Here is a 21,318-nt window from a genome sequence, read left to right on the forward strand (position 1 = left end):
CAAGTCAGGCCAAAGGGTGCGCGCGATGCTGATCGTGCTCTCCCCCGCCAAGGCGCTGAACTTCGATGCGGCGCCTCTCTCCGCGCCCCTGACCACGCCGGAGCTGACCCAGGAGACCGCCGAGCTGGCCAAGGTCACGAAGAAGCTGAAGGCCGCCGACCTGAAGCGGCTGATGTCGCTCTCCGACGACCTCGCCAAGCTTAACCGCGACCGCTTCCAGGCCTTCGACCCGGCGTCCGAGGAGGGCCTGCAGGCCGCCTTCGCCTTCAACGGCGACGTCTACCAGGGCCTACAGGCGCGCACGCTGTCCAAGAAGGACCTGGCCTGGGCGCAGGACCATGTCCGCATCCTCTCCGGGCTCTACGGCCTGCTGCGCCCGCTCGACGCCATTCAGCCCTACCGTCTTGAGATGGGCAGCCGGCTGAAGACCAGGCGCGGGCAGAATCTCTACGACTTCTGGGGCGCCGCCATCGCCGAAGCCCTCAACGCCACGGCCATGGGGCACAAGGACAAGACGCTCGTGAACTGCGCCAGCGGCGAGTACTTCGACGCCGTCGACCGCGCGGCGCTGAAGCTGCCCGTGGTCACCTGCCGCTTCCTGGAGGAGAAGGACGGGGAGGCCCGCATCATCTCCTTCTACGCCAAGCGCGCGCGGGGCTCGCTCGCCCGCTGGGCCATCCTCAACCGCGTGCAGCGGGCGGCCGACGTGAAGGCCTTCGACGCCGACGGGTACCGGTTCGATCCGGCCGCCTCGACCGACGAGGAATTCACCTTCGTGCGGCCCCAGCCCCCGCCGCCCTCCCAGCAGAAGAAGTCCTGATGCCCGCGCCGTACAACCTTCAAGGCCAGGTCGCCGTCGTCACCGGCTCCACCAGCGGCATCGGTCAGGCGATGGCCGAGGCGCTCGCGGCTCAGGGCGTCAACGTCGTGCTGAACGGCTTCGGGGACGCGCAGAAGATCGAGGCCGACCGCCTCCGCATCGCCGCCGGGCACGGTGTCGAGGTCCGCTACCACGGCGCGGACATGACCAGGCCCGCGGAGATTGCCGACCTCGTCGCCTATGCCGAGCGCGAGTTCGGCCGGCTCGACGTCCTGGTCAACAACGCCGGCATCCAGCACGTCGCGCCCGTGGACGAGTTCCCCATCGAGAAGTGGGACGCGATCATCGCCATCAATCTGACCAGCGCCTTCCACGCCACGCGCGCGGCGCTGCCGATCATGAAGCGCCAGGGGCGCGGCCGGGTGGTCAACCTGGCCTCCGCGCACGGCCTCGTCGCCTCGCCGTTCAAGTCAGCCTATGTGGCGGCCAAGCACGGCATCGTGGGCTTCACCAAGTCCTGCGCGCTCGAGGTCGCCCGCCAGGGGATCACCGTCAACGCCATCTGCCCGGGCTATGTGAAGACCCCGCTGGTGGAGGGCCAGATCGCCGACCAGGCCAAGGCCCGCGGCATCAGCGAGGACCGCGTCGTGGAGGAGGTCATCCTCGCCGCCCAGCCCAACAAGAGCTTCATCGAGTACGACCAGCTGGCCGGCCTGATGCTCTACCTCGTCTCCGACATGGGCGCCGGCGTCACCGGCGCGGCCCTGCCGGTGGACGGCGGCTGGACGGCGGCCTAAGCGGGACGCAACGACATCTGAGGGAACCTGCACCATGGCGTTCAAGCCGTTCGACCTGACGGGCAAGGTGGGGCTGATCACCGGCGGCAACGGGGGCATCGGCCTGGGGATGGCCGAAGGCCTGGCCGCGGCCGGCGCCAACGTCGCCGTCTGGGGCCAGAACCCGGAGAAGAACGCCAAGGCCGAGGAGACGCTGAAGGCCCACGGCGTCGACGTCCTGGTCCAGAAGGTCGACGTGGCCGACGAGGCTTCGGTGGTGGCCGGGGTCGCCGAGGTGCTGCAGCGGTTCGGCCGGCTCGACTTCTGCGCCGCCAACGCCGGCATCGGCGGCGGCGCGCCCTTCGAGGAGATGACCACCGAGAAGTGGCGCCGCGTCACGACGGTGAACCTGGACGCGGTGTTCTGGACCTTCCGCGAGGCGGCCCGGCACATGGTGGAGCGCGCGAAGGCGGGCGACCCCGGCGGCTCCCTGGTGGTCACCTCGTCCACGTCGGCGATCCACGGCGCGCCGCGCAACCAGGCCTACGCCTCGACGAAGGGGGCGGTGCTCTCCATGGTCCGGGGGCTCGCCGTCGAGTACGCCCGCTACGGCATTCGGGCCAATTCCATCCTGCCGGGCTGGATCGCCACCGACATGACCGCCGGCCTGCAGAAGTGGGACACCTTCAACGAGAAGGCCATCGGCAGGGTGCCTATGCGCCGCTGGGGCGAAGGCGACGACTTCTCCGGCATCGCCGTCTACCTGGCCTCCGACGCCTCGAGGTTCCACACCGGCGACAGCTTCGTCATCGACGGCGGCTATACGATCTTCTAGGCCTCGAAGACGGTGTTTTCCCTCCCCTCCTGGGGAGGGACAGCTCGCCTGCGGCGAGCCGGGTGAGGAAGTCGCGATCAAGCGCACTCCCAAATCCAGTCCCACACATCCTCACGCCGTCCGCTCCGCGGCCTGCCCCTCCCCAGTAGGGGAGGGAAATGACCTCGCGTCACCGTTTCCTCGGTGCCCGCGCTGCGCCATCTTCGCAGAAAGTCCCCGGAGCCCCGCCATGACCCTGCACACCAAGCTCTGCGATCTGCTCGGCATGCAGCACCCGATCATGCTCGCGGGCATGGGCGGGGTGTCCTACGCCGAGCTTGTGGCGGCGGTCTCCAACGCCGGCGGCTATGGCGTGCTCGGCATGGCCGGGCGCACCCCCGACTTCATCCGCGAGCAGATGCGGCAGGTGAAGAGCCTCACCGACAAGCCGTTCGGCGTCGACCTGCTGGCCGCCAGCCCCGACAGCCTGACCGCCTCGGTGGAGATCATCATCGAGGAGGGCGCCAGCGCCTTCGTCGCCGGTCTCGGCGTGCCCATGCCGATCATGGAGAAGCTCAAGACGGCCGGCCTGAAGGTCATGGTCGTCTGCGGGGCGGTGAAGCACGCGGTGAAGGCCGAGCAGGCCGGCTGCGACGCGGTGATCTGCCAGGGGGGCGAGGGCGGCGGCCACACGGGTCTCGTCGGCACCATGCCGCTCGTCGCCCAGGCCGTGGAAGCCGTGAAGATCCCGGTGGTGGCCGCCGGCGGACTCTACGACGGCCGCGGGCTGGCCGCGGCGCTCAGCCTCGGGGCCGTCGGCGTCTGGATGGGAACGCGCTTCATCGCTAGCGACGAGGCCCACGCCGGGCAGATGTACCGCGACGTCATCGTGGAGGCCTCCGACGAGGACACCGTCCGGACCCGGAGCTATTCCGGCAAGCCGATGCGGGTGAAGAAGAACGCTTACGTCGAAGACTGGGAGCGCCGTCCGGAAGAGATACAGCCCTTCCCGCAGCAGGCCATCCTGTCCCACCGCGCCGGCGTCATGGGCGGCATCGGCGGCCAGGTCGAGGGCCTCGATCCCGACCGCTCGGCCTTCGCCATGGGCCAGTCGGCCGGCGGCGTCCGCGACGTCCTGCCGGCCGGCGAGATCGTCCGCCGGATCATGGCCGAGGCCGAAGCGGCCCTCGACCGCGTGGCCGCCCTGAGGACGCCGGCGACGGAGCCGGCCTGAATCTTTGGTCCCACACGAGCTGCGCGATACACTCTTTTAGGATCTTTCACATTGTAGAACAGTAGCTTAGCCAACCTCGAGAGTTGTCGCGCTGACTCGCGCAACTAGGCCTGTCGCCCGATGTAACATGCGCTTAAGGCGCCTCGGCGAGGTAGCTCGTCGGGTCCTTCAGGAAGCGGGCGAAGTCGGCGAGGCATCCCTGCCATCCGCCGAGCTGGGCCAGGGTCTGCTCGCGGGTGGTGCTGGCGAAGGTCAGCACCGAATAGACCACGTGCGGCCGGCCGGCCCTGTCCTGGTAGCCGCGGCACATCGCCGAGCTCTGGTTGAAGCCGTTGATCTGCTGCAGGTTCGCCGACCCGGGCAAGGGGCTGTCGTAGACCGCGGCCTGGCAGTCTCGACCCTGGGCGCTGCAGCCCACGAAGAGCACGGAGAAGTTGGCGGCGGGCGACGTGGCCGCGACCTGGACGGTGTCCTGGGCTCTCTGGCCGAGCTGGGCCCTGGCGCCCGCGGCGTTGAGCAGGCCGACGAGGCTCGACGGGTCGCCAGGCTCGAAGGCCGCGGCGGGCTTTGGCGCCGGCGCCTTGGCCGGCGGGGCGGCCTTCGCCGCGGCCGCTTTTGGCGTCGGGGCCTTGGCGGCCGGCGCCGCCGCGGCGGTGAGCAGGGCCAGGACCAGGAGGGCGGCGGCTTGGCGAAGCATGGCCCCCGCTAGCAGACCTGCGACCTTGGCGCGAGCGTGGCGGCTGGCGCGGCTGCGGCAAGTCGCGTAGCCTTTTCGCCGAACGTCTTGAGACCAGAGGAAGTTTTCGTATGCGTTGTGTCGCTGTGGCCCTGGGCCTCTCGCTGCTGGCCATGCCCGCCCTGGCCGCCGATCCCCCCGCCAAGCCCCTGACGCCGGCCGAGAAGGCCGCCGCGGACAAGCTGCGGCCTGCCTCCAGCGGCATGGACAGCTTCGTGGGCGAGCGCCGCGGGGGCAAGAACGCCGCCGGCGGCAAGCGCGAGTGGGAAAGCACCCGGGACCAGATCGACGGCGCCCTGCAGCAGGGCGATTGCGACGGCGCGCGCAAGATCGCCACCAACGAAGGCCTCCACGACCTGGCCGCCCAGATCAAACGGGCTTGCCGCAAGCGGTAGTGCCCCCTTCCTGAAGGAGCAGTCGTTCATGCGTCCTCTGCCTCTCCTCCTCGGCCTCGCCGTCCTGGCGCTGCCCGCCCTCTCGTCCGCCCAGACGGCGCCCGCCCGCGAGCCGGCTGAACCGCGCAGCCTCTGCACCCACGCCACCGGCTGGGCCCCCGGCGACTGTGCGCGTCCCGGCGCCATGCCCAGCCCTCAGGTGCGCATGCGGTACGAGATGCAGAACGGCCGGCTGGAGGTGCTGGACCAGGTGAACGCCGCGATCGCCCAAGGCCGGTGCGCCGACGCCCGACGGATCGCCGTCGACAAGGGCGAGCACGCCATGGCCGCCCAGGTGCGCAAGGCCTGCAAGGGCAAGGTCTAGAATCGGGCGAGCAGCTCTCGATTTCCGTATCGTGAGTTCCTGGCCGCCGTTAGACTTGGCTTCCTAAGTCGGGAGCCAAGAACATGGGGTTTGCTGTCGCTCTGGTCTTTCTGGCGCTGGCGGTGATCGTCGCGCTGGGCGCCATCAAGATCGTGCCGCAGGGGCGCGAATACACGGTCGAGCGTTTCGGCCGCTACACCCGGACGCTGAAGCCGGGGATCAGCTTCCTCACGCCTTTCGTCGAGGGCATCGGCCGCAAGGTGAACATGATGGAGCAGGTGCTCGACGTCCCACGCCAGGACGTGATCACCAAGGACAACGCGGTGATCCAGGTGGACGCCATCGTCTTCATCCAGGTCATGGACGCCGCAGCCGCCGCCTACCGGGTCGACAACCTGCACTACGCCATCGGCCAGCTCGCGATGACCAACCTGCGCACGGTGGTGGGGTCCATGGACCTCGACGAGGTGCTGAGCCAGCGTGACCAGATCAACACCAAGCTGCTGAACGTCATCGACGACGCGACCACTCCGTGGGGCGTCAAGGCCGCCCGCATCGAGATCAAGGACCTGCAGCCGCCGCCGGACATCACCAACGCCATGGCCCGCCAGATGAAGGCCGAGCGCGAGCGGCGCGCGGTCATCACCGAGGCCGACGGCGAGCGGCAGGCCGCCATCGCCCGCGCCGAGGGCGCCAAGCAGGCGGCGATCCTCGAAGCCGAGGGCCGCCGCGAAGCCGCCTTCCGCGACGCGGAGGCCCGCGAGCGCGAGGCCGAGGCCGAAGCCAAGGCCACCGAGATGGTGTCGCAGGCGATCGCCCGTGGCGACGTGAACGCCATCAACTACTTCGTGGCCCAGAAGTACGTGGAGGCGTTCGGACGGCTGGCGGACAGCCCGCAGCAGAAGCTGGTGATCGTCCCCGCCGAGATGAGCGCGCTGGTCGGCACGATCGGCGGCGTCGGCGAGCTGGTGAAGGCCATCGGCGCCGACGGCCCGCCGCCCCCGCCCGCCGCAACCGCGCGTCCGCGATCACGCGCCGGCCTCAGCGGTCCGGCCGTCCCTCCCACCGCGTGAGGCAGCACCATGACGACGCTTCTTGACCTCTACGGACAGCACGCCTTCTGGGCGTGGATGGGACTGGCCGCGGCCCTCTTGGGCATCGAGATCCTGACCGGGTCCGGCTGGCTGCTTTGGGCGTCGGCCTCGGCGGCGGTGGTGGGCGTGATCGCGCTCACCGGCCTGCCTCTGGCGCCCACGCTGCTGGTCTACGCCGCCATCACCATCGTCTCGACGCTGGCGGCGCGGCGATACCTGCCGCGCTCGGTGGTGGGGCAGGGCGCCGACATCAACGACAACGTCGGCCGCCTGATCGGGCGCAGGGCCGCGGCGGTGGGCGTCTTCGAGGGCCGGTCCGGCCGGGTGTTCATCGACGGCAAGGAGTGGGCCGCCGAGCTCGACGGCGGCGAGCGGCTCAAGGCAGGCGCCGAGGTGGAGGTGGTGGGCGTCGACGGCGCGCGGCTGAAGGTCCGCCCTGCCTAGCCCCTGAAGCTAAGCTCTTGGAATAACGCCACACTTCGGCCGGCTTCATCGGTCACCTTGACCCTGGGGCGTTCGCAGCGCTTATGTGCGCGCGAGAGGAATCCACCAGGAGAGAGTTCCAAGATGAGGCCTAAAGCATTCGGGCTGGTGGCGGCGCTCGTAGCCGCCGTGCTGGTCCCGGCGGCCGCGATGTCGCAAGCCAAGAAGGGCGACGCCGGCGGCGTCACGGAAGCGGCGCGCAAGAGCGGCATGGCGGAAGCCCCGGCGATCGCGCAATCGCTGGGCCTGAACTGCCAGGTGACCGACGCGCGCCTGGTCGGCAAGCAGGAAGACAAGAAGGCGAAGACCTCCACCAGCTTCTACGAGGTCGCCTGCCAGCAGGGCATGGGCTTCGTGATCCAGGCCCCGAGCGGCGGCCAGGCCTCGGCCTTCACCTGCATCGAGGCCAACACGGTCCAGGCGGGCCAGGAGAAGGCGGGCCTGCCCTGCATCCTGCCGGCGAACTCCGATCCCAAGGCGGTGCTGACGCCGATGCTGCAGAAGGCGGGCGTCCAGTGCGTGCCCGAAAACACCCGCGGCATCGGCCAGAGCAAGACCCAGACCTTCATGGAAGTCGCCTGCCAGGGCGGCACGGGCTACGTGGTCATCGGCTCCGCGCCGTTCGATCCGACCAAGCCGATCCAGGCCCAGAACTGCCTGAACTTCGATGACGGCGAGGGCAACATCAAATGCCTGATCGGCGACAAGGCCAAGCGCCTGCAGATCATCGATGCCTACGCCCAGGCCGCCGCCAACGGCTGCGTCGTGATGGACCGCCGCTTCATCGGCACGGCCAAGGACAACGCCAACTACTACGAGGCGTCCTGCCAGGACGGTAAGGGCTACGTCTACAAGGTCACCGGCGCCGGCAAGCTGGAGTCCGCGCTGGAGTGCGCCAAGGCCGTCCACGTCCTCGGCGGCTGCCAGCTGACCGACGCCCGCCAGGCGCAGAACGAGCAGGCCGGGCTCTATAGCCGGCTGGCGAAGAACGCCGGCTCCACCTGCGAAGTCGACAAGTACGCCCTGTTCCCGGTGCGCGGGAACGAGGAGGTCGTCGAGCTGCTCTGCAAGGACGGCAAGAGCGTGCTGGGCATGTTCCCGGCCACCGGCAAGGGCCAGGTCCTCGACTGCGGCCGCGCGCTCGTCGCGGGCTACAAGTGCGGCCTCGGCGGCAAGATCGACTACGCGTCGCTGACCGCCGACCTGCGCAAGTTCGACCAGAAGACCTGCGAGGTCTCGAACTCGCGCCTGGCGGCCAAAACGGCCAAGGGCACGACCCTGGTCGAGGTGGCCTGCGCCGACGGCTACAAGGGCTACATGATCGAGTACCAGACGACGCCGAGCGTGAACGCCGTGGCCGCCACGGGCTGCGCCTTCATGGCCGGCTGTCAGCTGCCGGGCAACAAGTCGTAAGGCTCTGAATAGGGCTGAACGGGGCAAGGCCCGCGGAGCGATCCGCGGGCCTTTTCTTTTAGATCGCCGCTTCGATGAAGAACGGCCCGCGCTGGGCCATGGCGCCTGCGAAAGCAGTCTCGAACTCCTCCGCCGTCGAGCAGCGGACGGCGGGCAGGCCGAGGCCCTTTGCGACCGAGACCCAGTCGATGTTCGGACCGCCGAGGTCCAGCAGCTTCGAAGCCTGGGGCCCCGCCTGACCGGCCCCCGTGCGGGTCATCTCGATATTGAGGATCCGATAGGTGTGGTTGGCGAACACGACGCAGGTCACGTCGAGGTTCTCGCGCGCCATCGTCCAGAGCGACTGCACCGTGTACATGGCCGCCCCGTCGCCGTTCAGGGAGACCACCTTGCGGTCCGGCGCCGCCACGGCCGCACCGATGGCGAGCGGCAGGCCCGCGCCGATCGCGCCGCCGGTCAGCGCCAGCACGTCGTGCGGGCGGGCGGTCATGGCCGGCACGGCGATCCCGCCCCCGGAGGTCACCGCATCGTCGCAGATGATGGCGTTCTCGGGCAGGTGACGGGCCACGGACTGGCCCGCCAGCGCCGGACTAAGCGCGCCGCTCGGGGCCGCATCGGGCAGCTTCAGCGGCTGGACGGGACCTTCGGCTGGCGCGCCCAGGGCGTCGGCCAGGGCGGCGAGGCCGGCCACGGCGTCCTCGCTCCGTTCCGCGAGCGACAGCGTCTGCGCGCCTTCGGGCACCAGCACGCTCGGCCGGTTCGGATAGGCGAAGAAGGCCACCGGCTGGGTGGTCCCGGCGAACACCATCAGGTCGACGCCGTCCAGCTCCTGCAGGGCCATTTCGCCGAAGTACTGCATGCGCTTCGGCGCATAGATCCCGGCGCCCCGCGGCTGGCGCGCGATGAATGTGTCGGAGTAGACGGTGACGCCCGCGGCCGCGAGGCGCGCCGCCTGCTTCAGCCCCTCCGCCCCGCAAGCCTGGCCGCCGATCAGCACCACCGCCTTGGTCGCCGAGCGGATGGCGCGCGCGGCGGCGTCGACCGCCTGGCCGGAGGGCGCCGGACGCACCGGCTTCTGGGCGATCACCGCCTCGCTGCTGGTCTCCAGCCAGGCGGAGTCCGCCGGCAGGATCAGGCTCACGGGTCCAGCCGGCGGGCCGAAGCTCGCCGCCACTGCCTCGGCGGCCAGCCCGGCCACGGAGTCCGGCGTGTCCGCCGACCTCACCCACAGCGAGTTTGCGGCGACGATGGACGGGATGTCGGAGTTCAGCGGCGCGTCGTACTGGCGGTGATAGGTGGCGTGATCCCCCACCACGTTGACGACCGGGGTGAACGCGCGGCGCGCGTTGTGCAGGTTGGCCAAGCCGTTCCCATAGCCGGGCCCCAGGTGCAGCAAGGTGCAGGCGGGCTTCTCGGCGATGCGGCCGTAGCCGTCGGCCGCGCCGGTCGCCACCCCCTCGAACAGGCACAGCACCGGCCGCATCTCGGGCTTGCGGTCCAGGGCCGCGACGAACTGCATCTCGCTGGTGCCGGGGTTGGCGAAACAGGCTGTGACGTCGTTGGCCACTAGCGTGGAGATCAGGGCATCTGCGCCGTTCATTCGAACACCATCACGTCTGGAGGAGGGGGATCGGCGAACAGGCGCCGGACGTCGTCGGCCCGCCGCCCGCGGGCGATGCTCTGCGCGATGTAGCCCTTGTCGGTGATCTCGCCGTGGGCGGCGTCGGGGCCGTCCGGCAGGACGAGCGCGCGAGCGACCCGTCCGCCGCCCTTGGCCTTGGCGTTGAAGCCCGCGAGGCCCTCGCGTACGGCCGCCTCGACCGCCGTCCGCTCCAGCGTGGGGTTCGGATAGAGCAGCAGGCCCACCGCCGCCTCGCCCTCACCGCAGACCACCGCGTCGGTGACCGCGCCGCCGATCGCGCCGATGGCCGCGATGCGCAGCTCGCCCACGGTGACGAAGGTGCCGCTGGCCAGCTTGAAATTCTCGGAAATGCGGCCGTCGAAGACCAGGCCCTTGCCGGGGTCTTCCGCGTCGATGAACTTCGCCGCGTCGCCCAGCAGGTAGAAGCCTTCATCGTCGAACGACCTGGCCGATAGCTCCGGCTGGCCGAGGTAACCCGGCGTGACCTGCGGGCCCTTCACCCGGAACTCCAGTTTGCCGGCCATGGGGACCAGCTTCACCGCCGTGCCCGGCAGCGGCAGGCCAACGAGCCCCATGCGGTCGTTGTGCCAGTGGACGTTGCAGGCGGTGGGGCCGGTCTCGGTCGCGCCATAGCCGGAGCCGAAGGTGATCTTCTCGCCGACGGTCCGCACGGCGACGGCCTGGATCCGGTCGCCGATCGACTGGCCCAGAGCGGCGCCGCCGTACTGCAGGGCGCGCACCCGGGCGAAGAAGGTGCGGGCGAGGTCCTCGTCCGTCTCCAGCTCCTCGACGAACAGCATCCACCCGGCCGGCACCATGTTCTGATAGGTGGGCGAGACCTCCTTGAGGTTGCGCACGGTTTCCGCGAACCGCGCCGCCGTCGGCTGGCCGGCGTCGATGTGGAGCGTTCCGCCGCGCCACGCCGACATGTGCAGGATCGCATTGGCGCCGAGGCTGTGGCTCCACGGCGCGGAGTTGACCATCACCAGTTCGGGATCGTCGTAGCAGGCGGTGATCTGGGCCGCGTTCACCGACAGGCCGCGGTGGGTGATGATCACCGCCTTCGGATGGCCGGTGGAGCCGGAGGTCAGCAGGTACTTCGCGTGATCGTCGGGCTTCGCGCTTGCCACGGCCGGCGTGGCCTGCAGCAGCCGGTCGAGCGGGATGTCGCCGGGCCGCGCACTGCGTGCGGCGATCACCGGCAGGCCGGCGAGGCAGTCTGCGCCCAGGCCCTCCGCGAAGAGGGCGGCGTCCTCGGTGTAGACGGCCGCGGGCTTCAGCACCTCCACGGCGTGGGTCAGCCGGGCGAGGTTCGCGCCGGGCAGGCCGTACTGCGGCGACACAGGCGCGGCCGGCATGCCCTGGCTGATGGCCGCGTACTTGATGAGCGCGTGGTCGATGTTGTTGCGCGATAGGATGATGAGGGGGCGTTCGCCCACCACGCAGGCCTCGCGCAGGCCGCCGGCCAAGACGGCGATCCGCTCTCCGGCCTCCCGGAAGGTGACTGTGCGCCAGCCGTCTCCGGAACGCTCCGCCAGCCAGACCCGGTCCGGCTCGGCGGCGGCCCAGTGCTCCAGGGAACCGGTGGCGGTCTCCCAGGTGAGCGCGAAGGGCGCGGGGTTGGTCAGGACTACCTCGCCGTTCGCCCGGCGCTCCACGTCCAGACCGCGCGGCGCGAAGCGCGCGTCGCGGAAAGGCGCGGTCAGGGGAGAGAGCTCGGCGTCCATCGCCTGAGCCTTATTCCAAGCAGCGGACCGGAAGGGAAGGCTGTCAGTGGGCGAGCGCCCGCAGCCTGCGCTCCAGGAACAGCCGCTCGGCGGGCGGCGGACCGAGGTTCAGCGCGGCCTCCAGCGCCTCGACGGCTTCGACCCTGAGGCCGGCCTTCTCGGCCAGGCCTGCGCGCGCGGCGTGCCACGGGAGCCAGCTCTGCAGGCGCTCGGCGTCCACTTCGCCCAGCGCCGCCAGACCGCGCTCGGCGCCGAAAGCCTCGCCCACTGCGACCGCCCGGTTCACGGCGGTGACGGGGGTCGGGCGAACCGCCAGCAGGACATCGTAGAGACCGGCGATGTCGGCCCACGGGGTCTCGCCGGTCTCGCGGCGCGAGAGGTGCGCGCCGTGGATGGCCGCCAGGATCTGGCGAGGGCCGCTGCGGCCGATCCGGGCCGCGCGGGCCATCAACGCGGCGCCCTCGGCCATCAGGTCGCGGCGCCACAGCGCCATGTCCTGCTCGTGCGGCGGCACCATCGCGCCCAGGTCGTCCAGTCGGGCCGGCCGGCGGGCCTCGGCGAACCGAACCAGGGCGGCGAGGCCCAGCACCTCGGGGTCGTCGGGGACCAGCTCGGCGAGGAGGCCGGAGAGCCTCAGCACCTCCGGCGCGAACCCTGCCGCGTCCCCCGCCAGGGCGGCGTCCTCGTAGGCCTGGGCGTAGGCGATCTCCAGGGTCGCCAGCACCGCCTCCATGCGCTCGGGCCAGGCCGAGGGCTGGGGAACCTCGAACGGCACGCCCGCGCCGGCGATCTTGCGCTTCGCCCGGGTGATCCGCTGCAACATGGCGGGCTCCGCCACCAGAAAGGCGCGCGCCAGCCGCTCGGTGGAGAGGCCGCAGACCACCTTGAGCGTCAGTGCGGCGCGCGCATCCAGGGCGATCGCCGGATGGCAGCAGACGAAGATCAGCTTCAGCCGCTCGTCGGGGATGGGTTCGTCGGCGGCCAACAGGGCCTCCTCCGGCGTGGGCTCGGGCTCCGGCGCGTCGAGCACGGCGCGCTGGCGCACAGCGGCCCTGCGCCTGGCGTCGAGGGCGCGGCGGAACGCGGCCTTCCACAGCCAGGCCGCCGGGTCGCGCGGCGCCTGCTGCGGCCAGACGCTCAGCGCCGCGGCAGCCGCGTCGGCGAAAGCGTCCTCCGCCAGGTCGAGGTCGCGCAGGCGGGCGGCCAGGGCGGCCACCACCCTGGGCCGCGCCGCGGCGATGGCCTTGCCGTTGGCCTGCATGGCCTCAGTAGGTCATCACCGGCCGCACCTCGACCTTGCCGCCGTCGATCACCGGGACGCGCCGGGCGACGGCCAGGGCCTCGTCGAGATGCGCCACGTCGATCAGGTAGTAGCCGCCCAGCTGCTCGCGGGTCTCGGCGAAGGGGCCGTCATGCACGGTCTGCTGCCCGCCGCTCGTGACGATGGTGGTGGCGGTCTCGATGCCTTGCAGGCCGTCGCCAGCCAGCATCTGGCCCTTTTCGCGAAGCTCGCCGGCGAGCGCCATGTGCTTCTGGACGATGTCCGTCAGGGCGGTCTGCCCGGCCTCGTCGGCGTAGGCGTCCTCGGGCTCGTAGATCAGCAGCATGTATTGCATCGGTGTCCCCTCCGGGTTTGAAGAATGCGCGACGCGGAAGCGTGCGTCACCCGGGAGACGCGCGGCGGCGCAGGGATTCGACAGGGACCTTTTCGATGCGTGCGATTTTTCTGGCGGCGGCCCTGGCAAGCCTCGCATCGGCCGTTGTGGCGCAGACCGCGCCGCCCGACGCGCACACCCGCGGCCTGGCCGCCGGCTACAAGGCGGCCTTCCTGTGCAGCGGCCTGTTCAACGCCGGCCAGACCCCGGAGCAGGTGGCCAGGGACGACCTCGAGGGGATCTACCCCAATTACCAGGAGCTGGTGCGCACCCTGCCTGCGAAGATCGACCGGCAGCGGCGGACGGTCAGCGTGGCGTTCGACGAGAAGCTGCCGCCGCGCGTCGCGGTCTGGCGGCCGAACCTCGGCTGCGCGCAGCTGCCGGTCGGCGCAGCGGCTGAGGCTGCCGCGCGCCTGCCGCGCATGGACCTGAAGGCGCCGGCGACGGACGCGCGGCGCTGGCCCGACGGTGACGCCGCCGCTGCCGCGCTCACCCCGCCGAAACTCGCGAAGGTGGTGGCCGACGCCTTCGGCGCCTACGGGGGCGAGACCACCGGGGTGTTGGTGGTGAAGGAGGGCCGGATCGTCGCCGAGCGGTACCGGGAGGGCTACGGCGTCCACGTCCCACAGCGCACCTGGTCGGCGGCCAAGAGCCTGACGGCGACGGTGGTCGGCCGCGCCGTCCAGCGCGGGTTCGTGAAGGTCGACGCGCCGGCCCGGATCCCCGAGTGGCCGGCGGGCGATCCGCGGCGGCAGATCACCCTGAAGCAGCTGATGCACATGGGCAGCGGCCTGTGGACGGCCGGGCCCGGCAACCGGACGGACGAGGTCTATGTGGGCGGCGCGCTGGTCACCCAGACCGCCACCGCCATGCCGATGGAGGCCGCGCCGGGCAGCCGCTTCCGCTATGCGAACAACGACACCCTGCTGGCTGCGCGTACCGTGCGCGCCGCGCTGGGCGATGGGCCGGCGGCGCTGGAGTTCCCGTTCCGGGAGCTGCTCTGGAAGATCGGCATGACCCACACCACGCCGGAAACCGACTGGCAGGGCAACTTCATCCTCTCCAGCCAGGTCTGGACGACGGCGCGCGACCTGGCGCGGCTCGGCCTGCTCTACCAGAACGACGGGGTGTGGAACGGTGAGCGGCTGCTGCCCGCCGGCTGGTCGCGGTTCGTGGCGACGCCCGCGCCCGCCCAGCCGCCGAACGGCCCGGGCTACGGCGCCTTCTTCTGGCTCTACGGGGCCGCGCAGGGCCTGCCGGAAGGGACCTACGGGATGAACGGCAACCGCGGGCAGTACGTGTTCATCGTTCCGTCGAAGAAGGTGGTGATCGTCCGCCGCGGCTTCGATTCCGCCACGAAGAGGTTCGACGAGCAGAGGTTCGCCCGCGACGTGCTGGCGGCGCTCGACTAGAGGTCCCGCGCGGCGACGCCGCCGGCCGCCGCGCCCAGTAGGCTGAGGCCCAGCAGGAGCATGAGCAGCGGCCGCTCCACGAGCTGATGCGCTTGGGTTGCCGCCAGCCGCGCGGCCTCGTCCAGCGGCCCGACGGCGCCGGCGAAGGCCAGGCCAGCCGCGGCGATGGCGACGCCCAGGAGCGTCGCCGCACCCAGCGCCGCCCGCCGCCGGGCGGCTTCGCGCTGCAGCCTGTGTTCGACGGCGGCGGCGATCTCCCATCGCCCGGGGCGACCGGTCGGGGTTTGGAAGGCCTGGACGAGCTCGGCTTCGAAGGCGTCATCCATGGGACGGACTCCTCATGAGGGCGCGCAGCTTCTTCACGCCCCGGTTCACATGACTTTTGACGGTGCCCAGCGGGACCTGCAAGGCGGCCGCGATCTCGTCGTGGGTCATCCCGGCGCCGTGGCAGAGCGAGACGCAGAGCCGCTCCGGCTCCGACAGCTGCTGCAGCGCGCGGTCGAGGTCCAGGCGCGCGACGCTGCGGCGCTCTTCCCCGGGCGCCTCGAGGCCCGGATCCACGGGCTCGGCCATGGGTCGCCAGCGGGCCTCCTTGCGTCGGCGTTTCACGTAGAGCCGGCCCGCGATGCGCATGGCCCAGGTGGCGAAGCCCGCTTCGCCGCGATAGCTCCCGATGGCCCGGTAGGCCGCCAGCATGGCTTCCTGGGTAATGTCGTCGGCCAGCGCGTCTTGCGCCCCCATCCGGCGCAGCAGGTCGCCGACCACCGGGGCCGCCCGGCGGACGAGCTCGGAGAAGGCGTCACGCCGGCCCTCCGCCGCCAGCCGCGCAAGCGTGGCGTCGCTGAGGGCCGCGAGCGCGGCCGGGGATCGCAGGGCGGGCGCCACAGCGCGGGTCTAGGCGGCGGGGCTCAGGGGACCAGCGGACGGTCGGCGCGGCTCAGGAAGACGAGCGCGATGCCGATGCACAGCGGGATAGCGCCCACGGCGCCTATGCCCACGCCCACCGCTATGGCCCCCTGGCCGCCGCTGGTGGCGACGCCCACGAGCGCGCAGAGCCCGATCAGCACCAGAGCGATCCCGACGGCGATGAGCATCACGCCTCGGCGGAGGTCGACGTTTGCGGTCGGGGCCTTCACGCCGGGCAGGGCCCGGACGAGCTCCGGCGACAGGGGCTGCTGACGTTGGGCCGCGTCCTCCACCACCTGCAGCACGCGCAGCCGCTCGCGGTGCCTGAACCAGAGGGCGAGCACGATGATCGCGGCCGGAAAGCCGAGCACGATGAGCATCTGGAAGGCGGTGGTCATGGGAGCTCCGGACGTTGACGTTCAGCCCATAGAGGCCGCCAACCTTCGCCAGAGATGCACCTAGCCGGCGAGAGTCTCCAGGAATCGCACCGGCTGGCCCAGATGGGGGGCAGTTATCTCCCCGTCGCGCATCACCACGCGGCCACGGATGACGGTGGCCTTGGGCCAGCCCTTGGCTTCCATCCCGTCGAAGGGCGTCCAGCCGACGCGGCTGGCCATCTGGTCGTGGGTGATGGCGCGGCGGGCTTTCAGGTCCACGACGGTGATGTCGGCGTCGTAGCCGACGGCGAGGCGTCCCTTGTCGGCGAGGCCGAAGAGTCGGTTCGCGCCATGGCTGGTCAGGTCGACGAGCCGCTCGAGGGTGAGGCGGCCTTCCGCCACGTGGGTCAGCATCACCGGCAGCAGGGTCTGCACGCCGGGCATGCCGGACGGCGAGGCAGGGTAGGGCCGGGCTTTCTCGTCGGAGGTGTGCGGGGCGTGGTCGGAGCCGATCACGTCGGCCACGCCGTTGGCGATCCCGGCCCACAGGGCGTCGCGGTGCTCCGCGCCTCGGATCGGCGGATTCATCTGGGCGTAGCCCTTCAGCCGCTCGTAGGCCTCCGGGCCGGCGAGGGTGAGGTGCTGCGGCGTGAACTCGACGCTGGCCACGTCCTTGTGGGCGGCGAGGTAGGCGACCTCCTGCCGGGTGGTGACGTGCAGGACGTGGATGCGCTTGCCGAGCGCCTTTGCGATCCGCACCAGCCGCTCGGTGGACTGGATCGCCGACTGCTCGTCGCGGACCTCGTAGTGGCTCGTCCAATCGCCGGTGCGCGCCAGCGGACGCCGCTCGGCCAGGCGGTACTCGTCCTCGGAATGGAAGGCGGCGCGCCGGTTGATGTGGCGGAGCACGCTCTCGATGCCCTCGTCGTCCTGCACCAGCAGGCTGCCGGTGGACGCGCCCATGAACACCTTAACCCCGCAGCAGCCGGGCAGGCGCTCCAGCTCGCCTAGGAAGGCGGCGTTCTCGTGCGTCCCGCCCATGTAGAAGGCGTGGTCGCAGTGCATGCGGTCCTTCGCCCGCGCGAGCTTGTCGGCGAGCGTGTCGGCGTCGGTGGTGGTGGGCTCGGTGTTCGGCATCTCGAACACCGCCACGACGCCGCCGAGGACGGCGGCCCGCGATCCAGTCTCCAGGTCCTCCTTCCACTCCAGGCCCGGCTCGCGGAAGTGGACCTGGGTGTCGATGACGCCGGGAAGGACCGTCAGTCCGGTCGCGTCGAACGTCTCTCCGGCGGAGGCCTGGGCAAGGTCGCCGATGGCGGCGATCTTGCCGCCCCGGACGCCGACGTCGGCGGCGCCCCGTCCGGCGTGGTTCACCACCTCGCCGCCGCGCACGATCAGGTCGTAGGTCTCAGCCATCGGCGGTCTCGGCCTCCCGCACGGGCTCAGTGGCCCTGAACAGCTCCTCCGCAGCCTGTGCCACGGTGTCCACCGTCAGGTCCATCATATGGCACATGGCCTGGGAGAAGCCGGGGTCGACCGCCCTGATCTGCTCGTAGGTCCGGGGTCCGCGGATGACGCGCGTATGGTCGCCCCAGGGCGCGTAGAGCTGCTCGTCGGAGGGACCGAACAGGCCCAGCGTCGGCACGCCGGCCGCGGCGGCCAAGTGCATGGTCCCGGAATCGTTGCCGATGAACAGCCGCGCCCGCTTCAGGCAGGCGTAGGCCGTGAGCAGGTCGGCCTTGCCCGCCAGGTCGATGAACTGCTTGCGGACCACCACGTCCTTGAGGCTGCGGGAGAGCTCCGAGTCCTCGGAGCCGCCCAGCACCATCAGCCGCCCGCCACGCATCGGGCCGTCGGGGCCGAGCAGGCGCATGGCCACCCGGCTGAAGCGCTCGATGGGCCAGGTCTTGCCGACCCAGTTGGCGGCCGGCGCCAGCGCCAGGATCGGTCCCTTGCCGGCGGTGAGCTCGTCGGCGTGCGCCTCGATCTCGGCGGACGTGAAGATGTGCGGCGCCGCCGGCTCGTCCTCGATCTTCAGGGTGCGCGCGGCCTCGAGCACCTTGTGCACCGGCTCGCCGGGCGCCTTGCGGAAGATCGCCCGGCGCTTCGTGGAGATGAACCGCGACAGGCCGGAGCCGCGGAGGTCGACCACCAGCCCCCACTTGGTCTTCCGGACCTTGCGCCAGAGGTCGAACCAGTGGCCGCCGTCCTTGGCCTTGGCGAAGACGATCACCTCGTCGAGGTTCGGGACCTCGGCGAACAGCGGGGCTGCGGCCGGCCCGGCGACGATGGTGAAGCGGGCGTTCGGGATCTCCTCGTGCAGCCGCTTGATCAGTCCCGACGAGAGCACCGCGTCGCCGATCCGCGTGGCGGTGATGAACAGAATCGGGAACGAGCCGCGCGCCATGCCGGCCTCTATAGGGCGCGAGGCGCTGGCGCTCCACCGCTGGCGAGCCCAAATTGCCGTTATGATCCATGCCGCACTTCCGAGCCGCGCCCTGATCGCCGTCGGCGGGCCCGACTGGCGCAGCTTCCTGCAGGGCCTGATCACCCAGGACGTGGAGACGCTGACGCCCGGTGAGGCGCGCTTCGGCGCCCTGCTGACGCCTCAGGGGCGCCTCCTCTACGACCTGTTCGTGGTGGGGCGCGCGGACGGCGCGTGGCTGGACGTGGAGGCCGCCCACCGTGACGCCTTCCTGCAGCGCCTGATGATCTATCGCCTGAGGGCCAAGGTGGAGCTGGCGAAGGACGAGACCCCGGTGTCTGTCCTGTTCGAGACAAGCGAGCCGCCCGCGGGCGGGTGGGTCCGCGATCCGCGGCATCCCGATCTCGGCTGGCGCGGCTACGGCCCGAAGGCGCCGGCCGGCGTGCGCGTCGCGATCGAGGCGGAGCGCGAGGCGCAGAAGCTTAGGATCGGCATCCCGGGCCCGGCCGACTGGGGTTCCGACCGCACCTACCCCATCGAGGCCAACTTCGACCTCCTGAACGGCATCGACTTCAAGAAGGGCTGTTTCGTCGGCCAGGAGACCACCTCGCGCATGAAGCGGCGGGGCCAGATCAAGAACCGCATGCTCCCGATCGTCTTCGAAGGCCCGTCGCCGGCGTTCGGGAGCGAGGTGCTGGCGGGCGAGCGGCGGGCCGGAGAAGTGCTCTCCGGCGCCGAGGGCCGCGCCTTCGCCCTGCTGCGGCTGGACCGGGCGCTGGGCGCGGAGCTCACCGTCGACGGCCGGCCGGCTCGCGCCGAAGTCCCGGCCTGGATGTCAGCCGCCGTCTCTCAGGAAGCCGCGTAGCGCCGCCAGCGTCTCCGCCGGCTTCTCCTCCGGGAGGAAGTGGCCGCAGTCGATGGCCTCCGCGCGCAGGTCGTCGGCCCAGGCGCGCCACACCTCCAGCACGTCATACCAGTGGCCGACGGCGCCCTTGGCGCCCCACAGCACCTGCACCGGGCAGCTGATCTTGCGGCCGGCGGCCCTGTCCGCCTCGTCCAGGAGCCGGTCGTAGGTCGCCCCGGCCCGGTAGTCCTCACACATGGCGTGGACGACGGTCGGGTCGCGGCAGAAGGCGGCGTATTCGTCGTACCCGGCGAAGCTCTGCAGGATCCCGCGGAACTGCCGCCGGAAGAAGAACGTGTCGGGGTCACCGGCGATCAGCGTCTCCGGGAATGGGTGCGGCTGGGCCAGGAAGCTCCAGTGCCAGTAGCCCAGCGCGAAGCGGCGGTCGGCGCGGGCCCAGACCTCACCGGTCGGAATGATGTCGAGGATGGAGACGCGGCGCACCGCCGCCGGATGATCGAGCGCCAGACGGTAGGCGACCCGGCCGCCGCGGTCGTGCCCCGCCACGTCGAAGCGCTCGAAGCCGAAGTGCTTCATGAGCCCCACCGCGTCGCGCGCCATTGCCCGCTTGGAGTAGGGCTCGTGGTCGTCGCTGGTGGGCGGCTTCGAGGAACCGCCATAGCCGCGCAGGTCCGGCGCGATCACCGTGAAGTCCCGGGCGAGCTCGCCGGCGACCGGATCCCACATCGCGTGGGTCTCCGGATAGCCGTGGAGCAGCAGGAGCGGCGGCCCCGAGCCGCCATGGCGCACCCTCAGGCTCACCTCGCCGAGATCGATCTGCGACAGTTGGAAGCCTTCGAAGCCCAAGCCCAAGAACCCTGCTTGTCTCGCGACGCGTCATCGGCTGAGAGTGCCGCCGATGGACCCCACCCCCCAAAGATGCGGCTGGCGCGGCATGGCCGGCGACCCGCTCTACGAGGCCTATCACGACACGGAATGGGGCGTGCCGGAATACGACTCCCGCGCGCTGTGGGAGAAGCTTGTGCTGGACGGCTTCCAGGCCGGGCTCGCCTGGATCACCATCCTTCGCAAGCGCGACGCCTTCCGCGCCGCCTTCGACGGCTTCGATCCGGAGAAGGTGGCGGCCTACGGCGAGGCCGACCGCGCCCGGCTGATGGGCGACGCCGGCATCATCCGCTCCAACGCCAAGATCGACGCCGCCATCGGGAGCGCCAAGATCTACCTGGCCATGCGCGACCGCGGCGAGGACTTCTCCGCGTTCTGCTGGAGCTTCGTGGGCGAGAAGCCGCTGCAGAACCGCTGGGAGGCCGTCGACCAGGTGCCTGCCCAGACGCCGCTCGCCGTGGAGGTCTCCAAGGCGCTGAAGACCAGGGGCTTCAAGTTCGTGGGCCCGGTGATCGTCTACGCCTGGATGCAGGCGGTCGGTATGGTCAACGACCACCTCACCTGCTGCTTCCGCCACGACGCGGTGAAGGGAATGGCCCACTGATGGTCAAGCGCGGTCCCACCATCATGCTCGAGAAGGCCTTCGTTGGCGGGCCGGTCTGCGGGGTCGACGAAGCCGGCCGCGGGCCCTGGGCAGGGCCGGTCTGCGCCGGCGCAGTGATCCTGGACGTCGAGAACCCGCGGCGCATCCCCAAGGGCCTCGACGACTCCAAGAAGCTGAACGCCAAGACGCGCGAGACCCTCGAGGTCGAGATCAAGAAGAAGGCGGTGGCATGGGGCGTCGGCTTCGCCAGCGTGGAGGAGATCGCCAGCCTCAACATCCTGCACGCCACGGGCCTCGCCATGTGCCGGGCCATCGAGGCGATGGCGGTGCAGCCGGTCTACGCGCTCGTCGACGGCAACTACCGCTTCAAGCTGCCCTGCGAGGTGAAGACGGTGGTGGGCGGCGACGCCAAGTCGAAGTCGATCGCTGCGGCCTCGATCCTCGCCAAGGTCGCCCGCGACCGGCTGATGACCGAGATGGACGGCATGTTCCCCGGCTACGGCTTCGCCAGCCACAAGGGGTACCGCGCCCCCATCCACGCCCAGGCGCTGCTGGAGCTCGGCCCCTGCGAAATCCATCGCATGTCATGGGGCCCGGTGAAGTTGGCCTTGATGGGCAAGGACCCTCTGCTGGCCTACGAGGACGTCATCCAGGACGAGCTGCCGTTCGAAGAGGCTTAACGGCGCGCTAA

The 21,318-nt window shown here is 70.9% G+C and carries 24 protein-coding genes; 13 read left to right on the plus strand and 11 right to left on the minus strand.

Going from position 1 to position 21,318, the window contains the following annotated elements:
• Positions 1 to 25 precede the first annotated feature (25 nt).
• The 4 genes from yaaA (at position 26) to VIL76_RS17140 (ending at position 3,644) form a co-directional block, all read left to right on the plus strand.
• Positions 26 to 820, plus strand: coding sequence for a peroxide stress protein YaaA (gene yaaA / locus VIL76_RS17125; protein WP_332046249.1), 795 nt, complete (start codon positions 26 to 28; stop codon positions 818 to 820).
• The gene (locus tag VIL76_RS17130) at positions 820 to 1,617 is read left to right on the plus strand and encodes a 3-hydroxybutyrate dehydrogenase (protein WP_332046250.1); all 798 of its coding nucleotides are present in this window, start codon (positions 820 to 822) and stop codon (positions 1,615 to 1,617) included. Before yaaA ends, VIL76_RS17130 begins: the two co-directional genes overlap by 1 nt.
• A gap of 34 nt (positions 1,618 to 1,651) precedes the next feature.
• Complete coding sequence (locus VIL76_RS17135; protein ID WP_332046251.1) at positions 1,652 to 2,431, plus strand: SDR family oxidoreductase; 780 nt, start codon at positions 1,652 to 1,654, stop codon at positions 2,429 to 2,431.
• A gap of 229 nt (positions 2,432 to 2,660) precedes the next feature.
• On the plus strand, positions 2,661 to 3,644 hold the full coding sequence (locus tag VIL76_RS17140; RefSeq protein WP_332046252.1) for a nitronate monooxygenase family protein: 984 nt from the start codon (positions 2,661 to 2,663) through the stop codon (positions 3,642 to 3,644).
• 133 nt (positions 3,645 to 3,777) lie between these two features.
• Here VIL76_RS17140 and VIL76_RS17145 read toward each other — a convergent pair whose 3' ends face one another.
• Complete coding sequence (locus tag VIL76_RS17145) at positions 3,778 to 4,341, minus strand: hypothetical protein (RefSeq protein WP_332046253.1); 564 nt, start codon at positions 4,339 to 4,341, stop codon at positions 3,778 to 3,780.
• 110 nt (positions 4,342 to 4,451) lie between these two features.
• Between VIL76_RS17145 and VIL76_RS17150 the strand changes: the two genes are divergently transcribed.
• The 5 genes from VIL76_RS17150 to VIL76_RS17170 all read left to right on the plus strand — a co-directional run bounded on the left by VIL76_RS17150 (position 4,452) and on the right by VIL76_RS17170 (position 8,129).
• A complete protein-coding gene (locus VIL76_RS17150) occupies positions 4,452 to 4,775 on the plus strand; it encodes a hypothetical protein (RefSeq protein ID WP_332046254.1) in 324 nt (107 codons plus the stop codon).
• Between the two features lie 28 nt (positions 4,776 to 4,803).
• A complete protein-coding gene (locus VIL76_RS17155) occupies positions 4,804 to 5,139 on the plus strand; it encodes a hypothetical protein (RefSeq protein ID WP_332046255.1) in 336 nt (111 codons plus the stop codon).
• An 83-nt stretch (positions 5,140 to 5,222) separates the two neighbouring features.
• On the plus strand, positions 5,223 to 6,212 hold the full coding sequence (locus tag VIL76_RS17160) for an SPFH domain-containing protein (protein ID WP_332046256.1): 990 nt from the start codon (positions 5,223 to 5,225) through the stop codon (positions 6,210 to 6,212).
• Between the two features lie 9 nt (positions 6,213 to 6,221).
• On the plus strand, positions 6,222 to 6,677 hold the full coding sequence (locus VIL76_RS17165) for an NfeD family protein (protein ID WP_332046257.1): 456 nt from the start codon (positions 6,222 to 6,224) through the stop codon (positions 6,675 to 6,677).
• 123 nt (positions 6,678 to 6,800) lie between these two features.
• Positions 6,801 to 8,129 carry a hypothetical protein gene (locus VIL76_RS17170; RefSeq protein WP_332046258.1) on the plus strand — a complete coding sequence of 443 codons (1,329 nt, stop codon included), beginning with the start codon at positions 6,801 to 6,803 and terminating at the stop codon, positions 8,127 to 8,129.
• A 58-nt stretch (positions 8,130 to 8,187) separates the two neighbouring features.
• Here the strand turns inward: VIL76_RS17170 and VIL76_RS17175 are convergent, their stop codons facing one another.
• Genes VIL76_RS17175 through VIL76_RS17190 form a run of 4 tightly spaced genes read right to left on the minus strand, consistent with a single transcriptional unit; the run spans position 8,188 to position 13,114 of the window.
• Positions 8,188 to 9,729 (minus strand): acetolactate synthase large subunit, encoded by a 1,542-nt coding sequence (locus VIL76_RS17175; RefSeq protein WP_332046259.1) that lies wholly within the window; start codon positions 9,727 to 9,729, stop codon positions 8,188 to 8,190.
• A complete protein-coding gene (locus tag VIL76_RS17180) occupies positions 9,726 to 11,498 on the minus strand; it encodes a feruloyl-CoA synthase (RefSeq protein WP_332046260.1) in 1,773 nt (590 codons plus the stop codon). Before VIL76_RS17180 ends, VIL76_RS17175 begins: the two co-directional genes overlap by 4 nt.
• A 43-nt stretch (positions 11,499 to 11,541) precedes the next feature.
• Positions 11,542 to 12,759: an RNA polymerase sigma factor gene (locus tag VIL76_RS17185; RefSeq protein WP_332046261.1), complete on the minus strand. Its 1,218-nt coding sequence runs from the start codon at positions 12,757 to 12,759 to the stop codon at positions 11,542 to 11,544.
• A gap of 4 nt (positions 12,760 to 12,763) precedes the next feature.
• Positions 12,764 to 13,114, minus strand: coding sequence for a YciI family protein (locus VIL76_RS17190; protein ID WP_332046262.1), 351 nt, complete (start codon positions 13,112 to 13,114; stop codon positions 12,764 to 12,766).
• Positions 13,115 to 13,209: 95 nt separating this feature from the next.
• Here VIL76_RS17190 and VIL76_RS17195 point away from each other — a divergent pair, with 95 nt between their 5' ends.
• Positions 13,210 to 14,565: a serine hydrolase gene (locus VIL76_RS17195; RefSeq protein WP_332046263.1), complete on the plus strand. Its 1,356-nt coding sequence runs from the start codon at positions 13,210 to 13,212 to the stop codon at positions 14,563 to 14,565.
• Here the strand turns inward: VIL76_RS17195 and VIL76_RS17200 are convergent.
• From VIL76_RS17200 to VIL76_RS17220, 5 genes are read right to left on the minus strand one after another with little or no spacing between them, the layout of a single operon-like run.
• Positions 14,562 to 14,891, minus strand: coding sequence for a hypothetical protein (locus tag VIL76_RS17200; protein WP_332046264.1), 330 nt, complete (start codon positions 14,889 to 14,891; stop codon positions 14,562 to 14,564). The genes VIL76_RS17195 and VIL76_RS17200 overlap by 4 nt on opposite strands.
• Complete coding sequence (locus VIL76_RS17205) at positions 14,884 to 15,450, minus strand: RNA polymerase sigma factor (RefSeq protein ID WP_332046265.1); 567 nt, start codon at positions 15,448 to 15,450, stop codon at positions 14,884 to 14,886. The genes VIL76_RS17200 and VIL76_RS17205 overlap by 8 nt, the downstream gene beginning before the upstream one ends.
• Positions 15,451 to 15,473: 23 nt before the next feature.
• Complete coding sequence (locus VIL76_RS17210; protein WP_332046266.1) at positions 15,474 to 15,869, minus strand: DUF6249 domain-containing protein; 396 nt, start codon at positions 15,867 to 15,869, stop codon at positions 15,474 to 15,476.
• Positions 15,870 to 15,929: 60 nt separating this feature from the next.
• Complete coding sequence (locus tag VIL76_RS17215) at positions 15,930 to 17,264, minus strand: dihydroorotase (RefSeq protein WP_332046267.1); 1,335 nt, start codon at positions 17,262 to 17,264, stop codon at positions 15,930 to 15,932.
• A complete protein-coding gene (locus VIL76_RS17220; protein WP_332046268.1) occupies positions 17,257 to 18,255 on the minus strand; it encodes a glycosyltransferase family 9 protein in 999 nt (332 codons plus the stop codon). The genes VIL76_RS17215 and VIL76_RS17220 overlap by 8 nt, the downstream gene beginning before the upstream one ends.
• Before the next feature lie 61 nt (positions 18,256 to 18,316).
• On the opposite strand from VIL76_RS17220, the gene VIL76_RS17225 reads away from it, so the two are divergent.
• Positions 18,317 to 19,138 carry a folate-binding protein YgfZ gene (locus VIL76_RS17225; RefSeq protein WP_332046269.1) on the plus strand — a complete coding sequence of 274 codons (822 nt, stop codon included), beginning with the start codon at positions 18,317 to 18,319 and terminating at the stop codon, positions 19,136 to 19,138.
• Here the strand turns inward: VIL76_RS17225 and VIL76_RS17230 are convergent.
• Positions 19,109 to 19,984, minus strand: a complete 876-nt coding sequence (locus VIL76_RS17230) for an alpha/beta hydrolase (RefSeq protein ID WP_332046270.1) — start codon at positions 19,982 to 19,984, stop codon at positions 19,109 to 19,111. The genes VIL76_RS17225 and VIL76_RS17230 overlap by 30 nt on opposite strands.
• A 52-nt stretch (positions 19,985 to 20,036) precedes the next feature.
• Between VIL76_RS17230 and VIL76_RS17235 the strand changes: the two genes are divergently transcribed.
• Positions 20,037 to 20,627, plus strand: coding sequence for a DNA-3-methyladenine glycosylase I (locus VIL76_RS17235; RefSeq protein WP_332046271.1), 591 nt, complete (start codon positions 20,037 to 20,039; stop codon positions 20,625 to 20,627).
• On the plus strand, positions 20,627 to 21,307 hold the full coding sequence (locus tag VIL76_RS17240; RefSeq protein WP_332046272.1) for a ribonuclease HII: 681 nt from the start codon (positions 20,627 to 20,629) through the stop codon (positions 21,305 to 21,307). The genes VIL76_RS17235 and VIL76_RS17240 overlap by 1 nt, the downstream gene beginning before the upstream one ends.
• Positions 21,308 to 21,318: the final 11 nt, after the last annotated feature.

The organism is Phenylobacterium sp. (assembly GCF_036563285.1).
Lineage (GTDB): Bacteria > Pseudomonadota > Alphaproteobacteria > Caulobacterales > Caulobacteraceae > Phenylobacterium.

What these genes read in the sequence shown, in the direction of transcription:
- yaaA (WP_332046249.1), top strand. Translation starts at nt 26, where the DNA reads ATGCTGATCGTGCTCTCCCCCGCCAAGGCGCTGAACTTCGATGCGGCG.
- VIL76_RS17130 (WP_332046250.1), top strand. Translation starts at nt 820, where the DNA reads ATGCCCGCGCCGTACAACCTTCAAGGCCAGGTCGCCGTCGTCACCGGC.
- VIL76_RS17135 (WP_332046251.1), top strand. Translation starts at nt 1,652, where the DNA reads ATGGCGTTCAAGCCGTTCGACCTGACGGGCAAGGTGGGGCTGATCACC.
- VIL76_RS17140 (WP_332046252.1), top strand. Translation starts at nt 2,661, where the DNA reads ATGACCCTGCACACCAAGCTCTGCGATCTGCTCGGCATGCAGCACCCG.
- VIL76_RS17145 (WP_332046253.1), bottom strand. Translation starts at nt 4,341, where the DNA reads ATGCTTCGCCAAGCCGCCGCCCTCCTGGTCCTGGCCCTGCTCACCGCC.
- VIL76_RS17150 (WP_332046254.1), top strand. Translation starts at nt 4,452, where the DNA reads ATGCGTTGTGTCGCTGTGGCCCTGGGCCTCTCGCTGCTGGCCATGCCC.
- VIL76_RS17155 (WP_332046255.1), top strand. Translation starts at nt 4,804, where the DNA reads ATGCGTCCTCTGCCTCTCCTCCTCGGCCTCGCCGTCCTGGCGCTGCCC.
- VIL76_RS17160 (WP_332046256.1), top strand. Translation starts at nt 5,223, where the DNA reads ATGGGGTTTGCTGTCGCTCTGGTCTTTCTGGCGCTGGCGGTGATCGTC.
- VIL76_RS17165 (WP_332046257.1), top strand. Translation starts at nt 6,222, where the DNA reads ATGACGACGCTTCTTGACCTCTACGGACAGCACGCCTTCTGGGCGTGG.
- VIL76_RS17170 (WP_332046258.1), top strand. Translation starts at nt 6,801, where the DNA reads ATGAGGCCTAAAGCATTCGGGCTGGTGGCGGCGCTCGTAGCCGCCGTG.
- VIL76_RS17175 (WP_332046259.1), bottom strand. Translation starts at nt 9,729, where the DNA reads ATGAACGGCGCAGATGCCCTGATCTCCACGCTAGTGGCCAACGACGTC.
- VIL76_RS17180 (WP_332046260.1), bottom strand. Translation starts at nt 11,498, where the DNA reads ATGGACGCCGAGCTCTCTCCCCTGACCGCGCCTTTCCGCGACGCGCGC.
- VIL76_RS17185 (WP_332046261.1), bottom strand. Translation starts at nt 12,759, where the DNA reads ATGCAGGCCAACGGCAAGGCCATCGCCGCGGCGCGGCCCAGGGTGGTG.
- VIL76_RS17190 (WP_332046262.1), bottom strand. Translation starts at nt 13,114, where the DNA reads ATGCAATACATGCTGCTGATCTACGAGCCCGAGGACGCCTACGCCGAC.
- VIL76_RS17195 (WP_332046263.1), top strand. Translation starts at nt 13,210, where the DNA reads ATGCGTGCGATTTTTCTGGCGGCGGCCCTGGCAAGCCTCGCATCGGCC.
- VIL76_RS17200 (WP_332046264.1), bottom strand. Translation starts at nt 14,891, where the DNA reads ATGGATGACGCCTTCGAAGCCGAGCTCGTCCAGGCCTTCCAAACCCCG.
- VIL76_RS17210 (WP_332046266.1), bottom strand. Translation starts at nt 15,869, where the DNA reads ATGACCACCGCCTTCCAGATGCTCATCGTGCTCGGCTTTCCGGCCGCG.
- VIL76_RS17215 (WP_332046267.1), bottom strand. Translation starts at nt 17,264, where the DNA reads ATGGCTGAGACCTACGACCTGATCGTGCGCGGCGGCGAGGTGGTGAAC.
- VIL76_RS17220 (WP_332046268.1), bottom strand. Translation starts at nt 18,255, where the DNA reads ATGGCGCGCGGCTCGTTCCCGATTCTGTTCATCACCGCCACGCGGATC.
- VIL76_RS17225 (WP_332046269.1), top strand. Translation starts at nt 18,317, where the DNA reads ATGATCCATGCCGCACTTCCGAGCCGCGCCCTGATCGCCGTCGGCGGG.
- VIL76_RS17235 (WP_332046271.1), top strand. Translation starts at nt 20,037, where the DNA reads ATGGACCCCACCCCCCAAAGATGCGGCTGGCGCGGCATGGCCGGCGAC.
- VIL76_RS17240 (WP_332046272.1), top strand. Translation starts at nt 20,627, where the DNA reads ATGGTCAAGCGCGGTCCCACCATCATGCTCGAGAAGGCCTTCGTTGGC.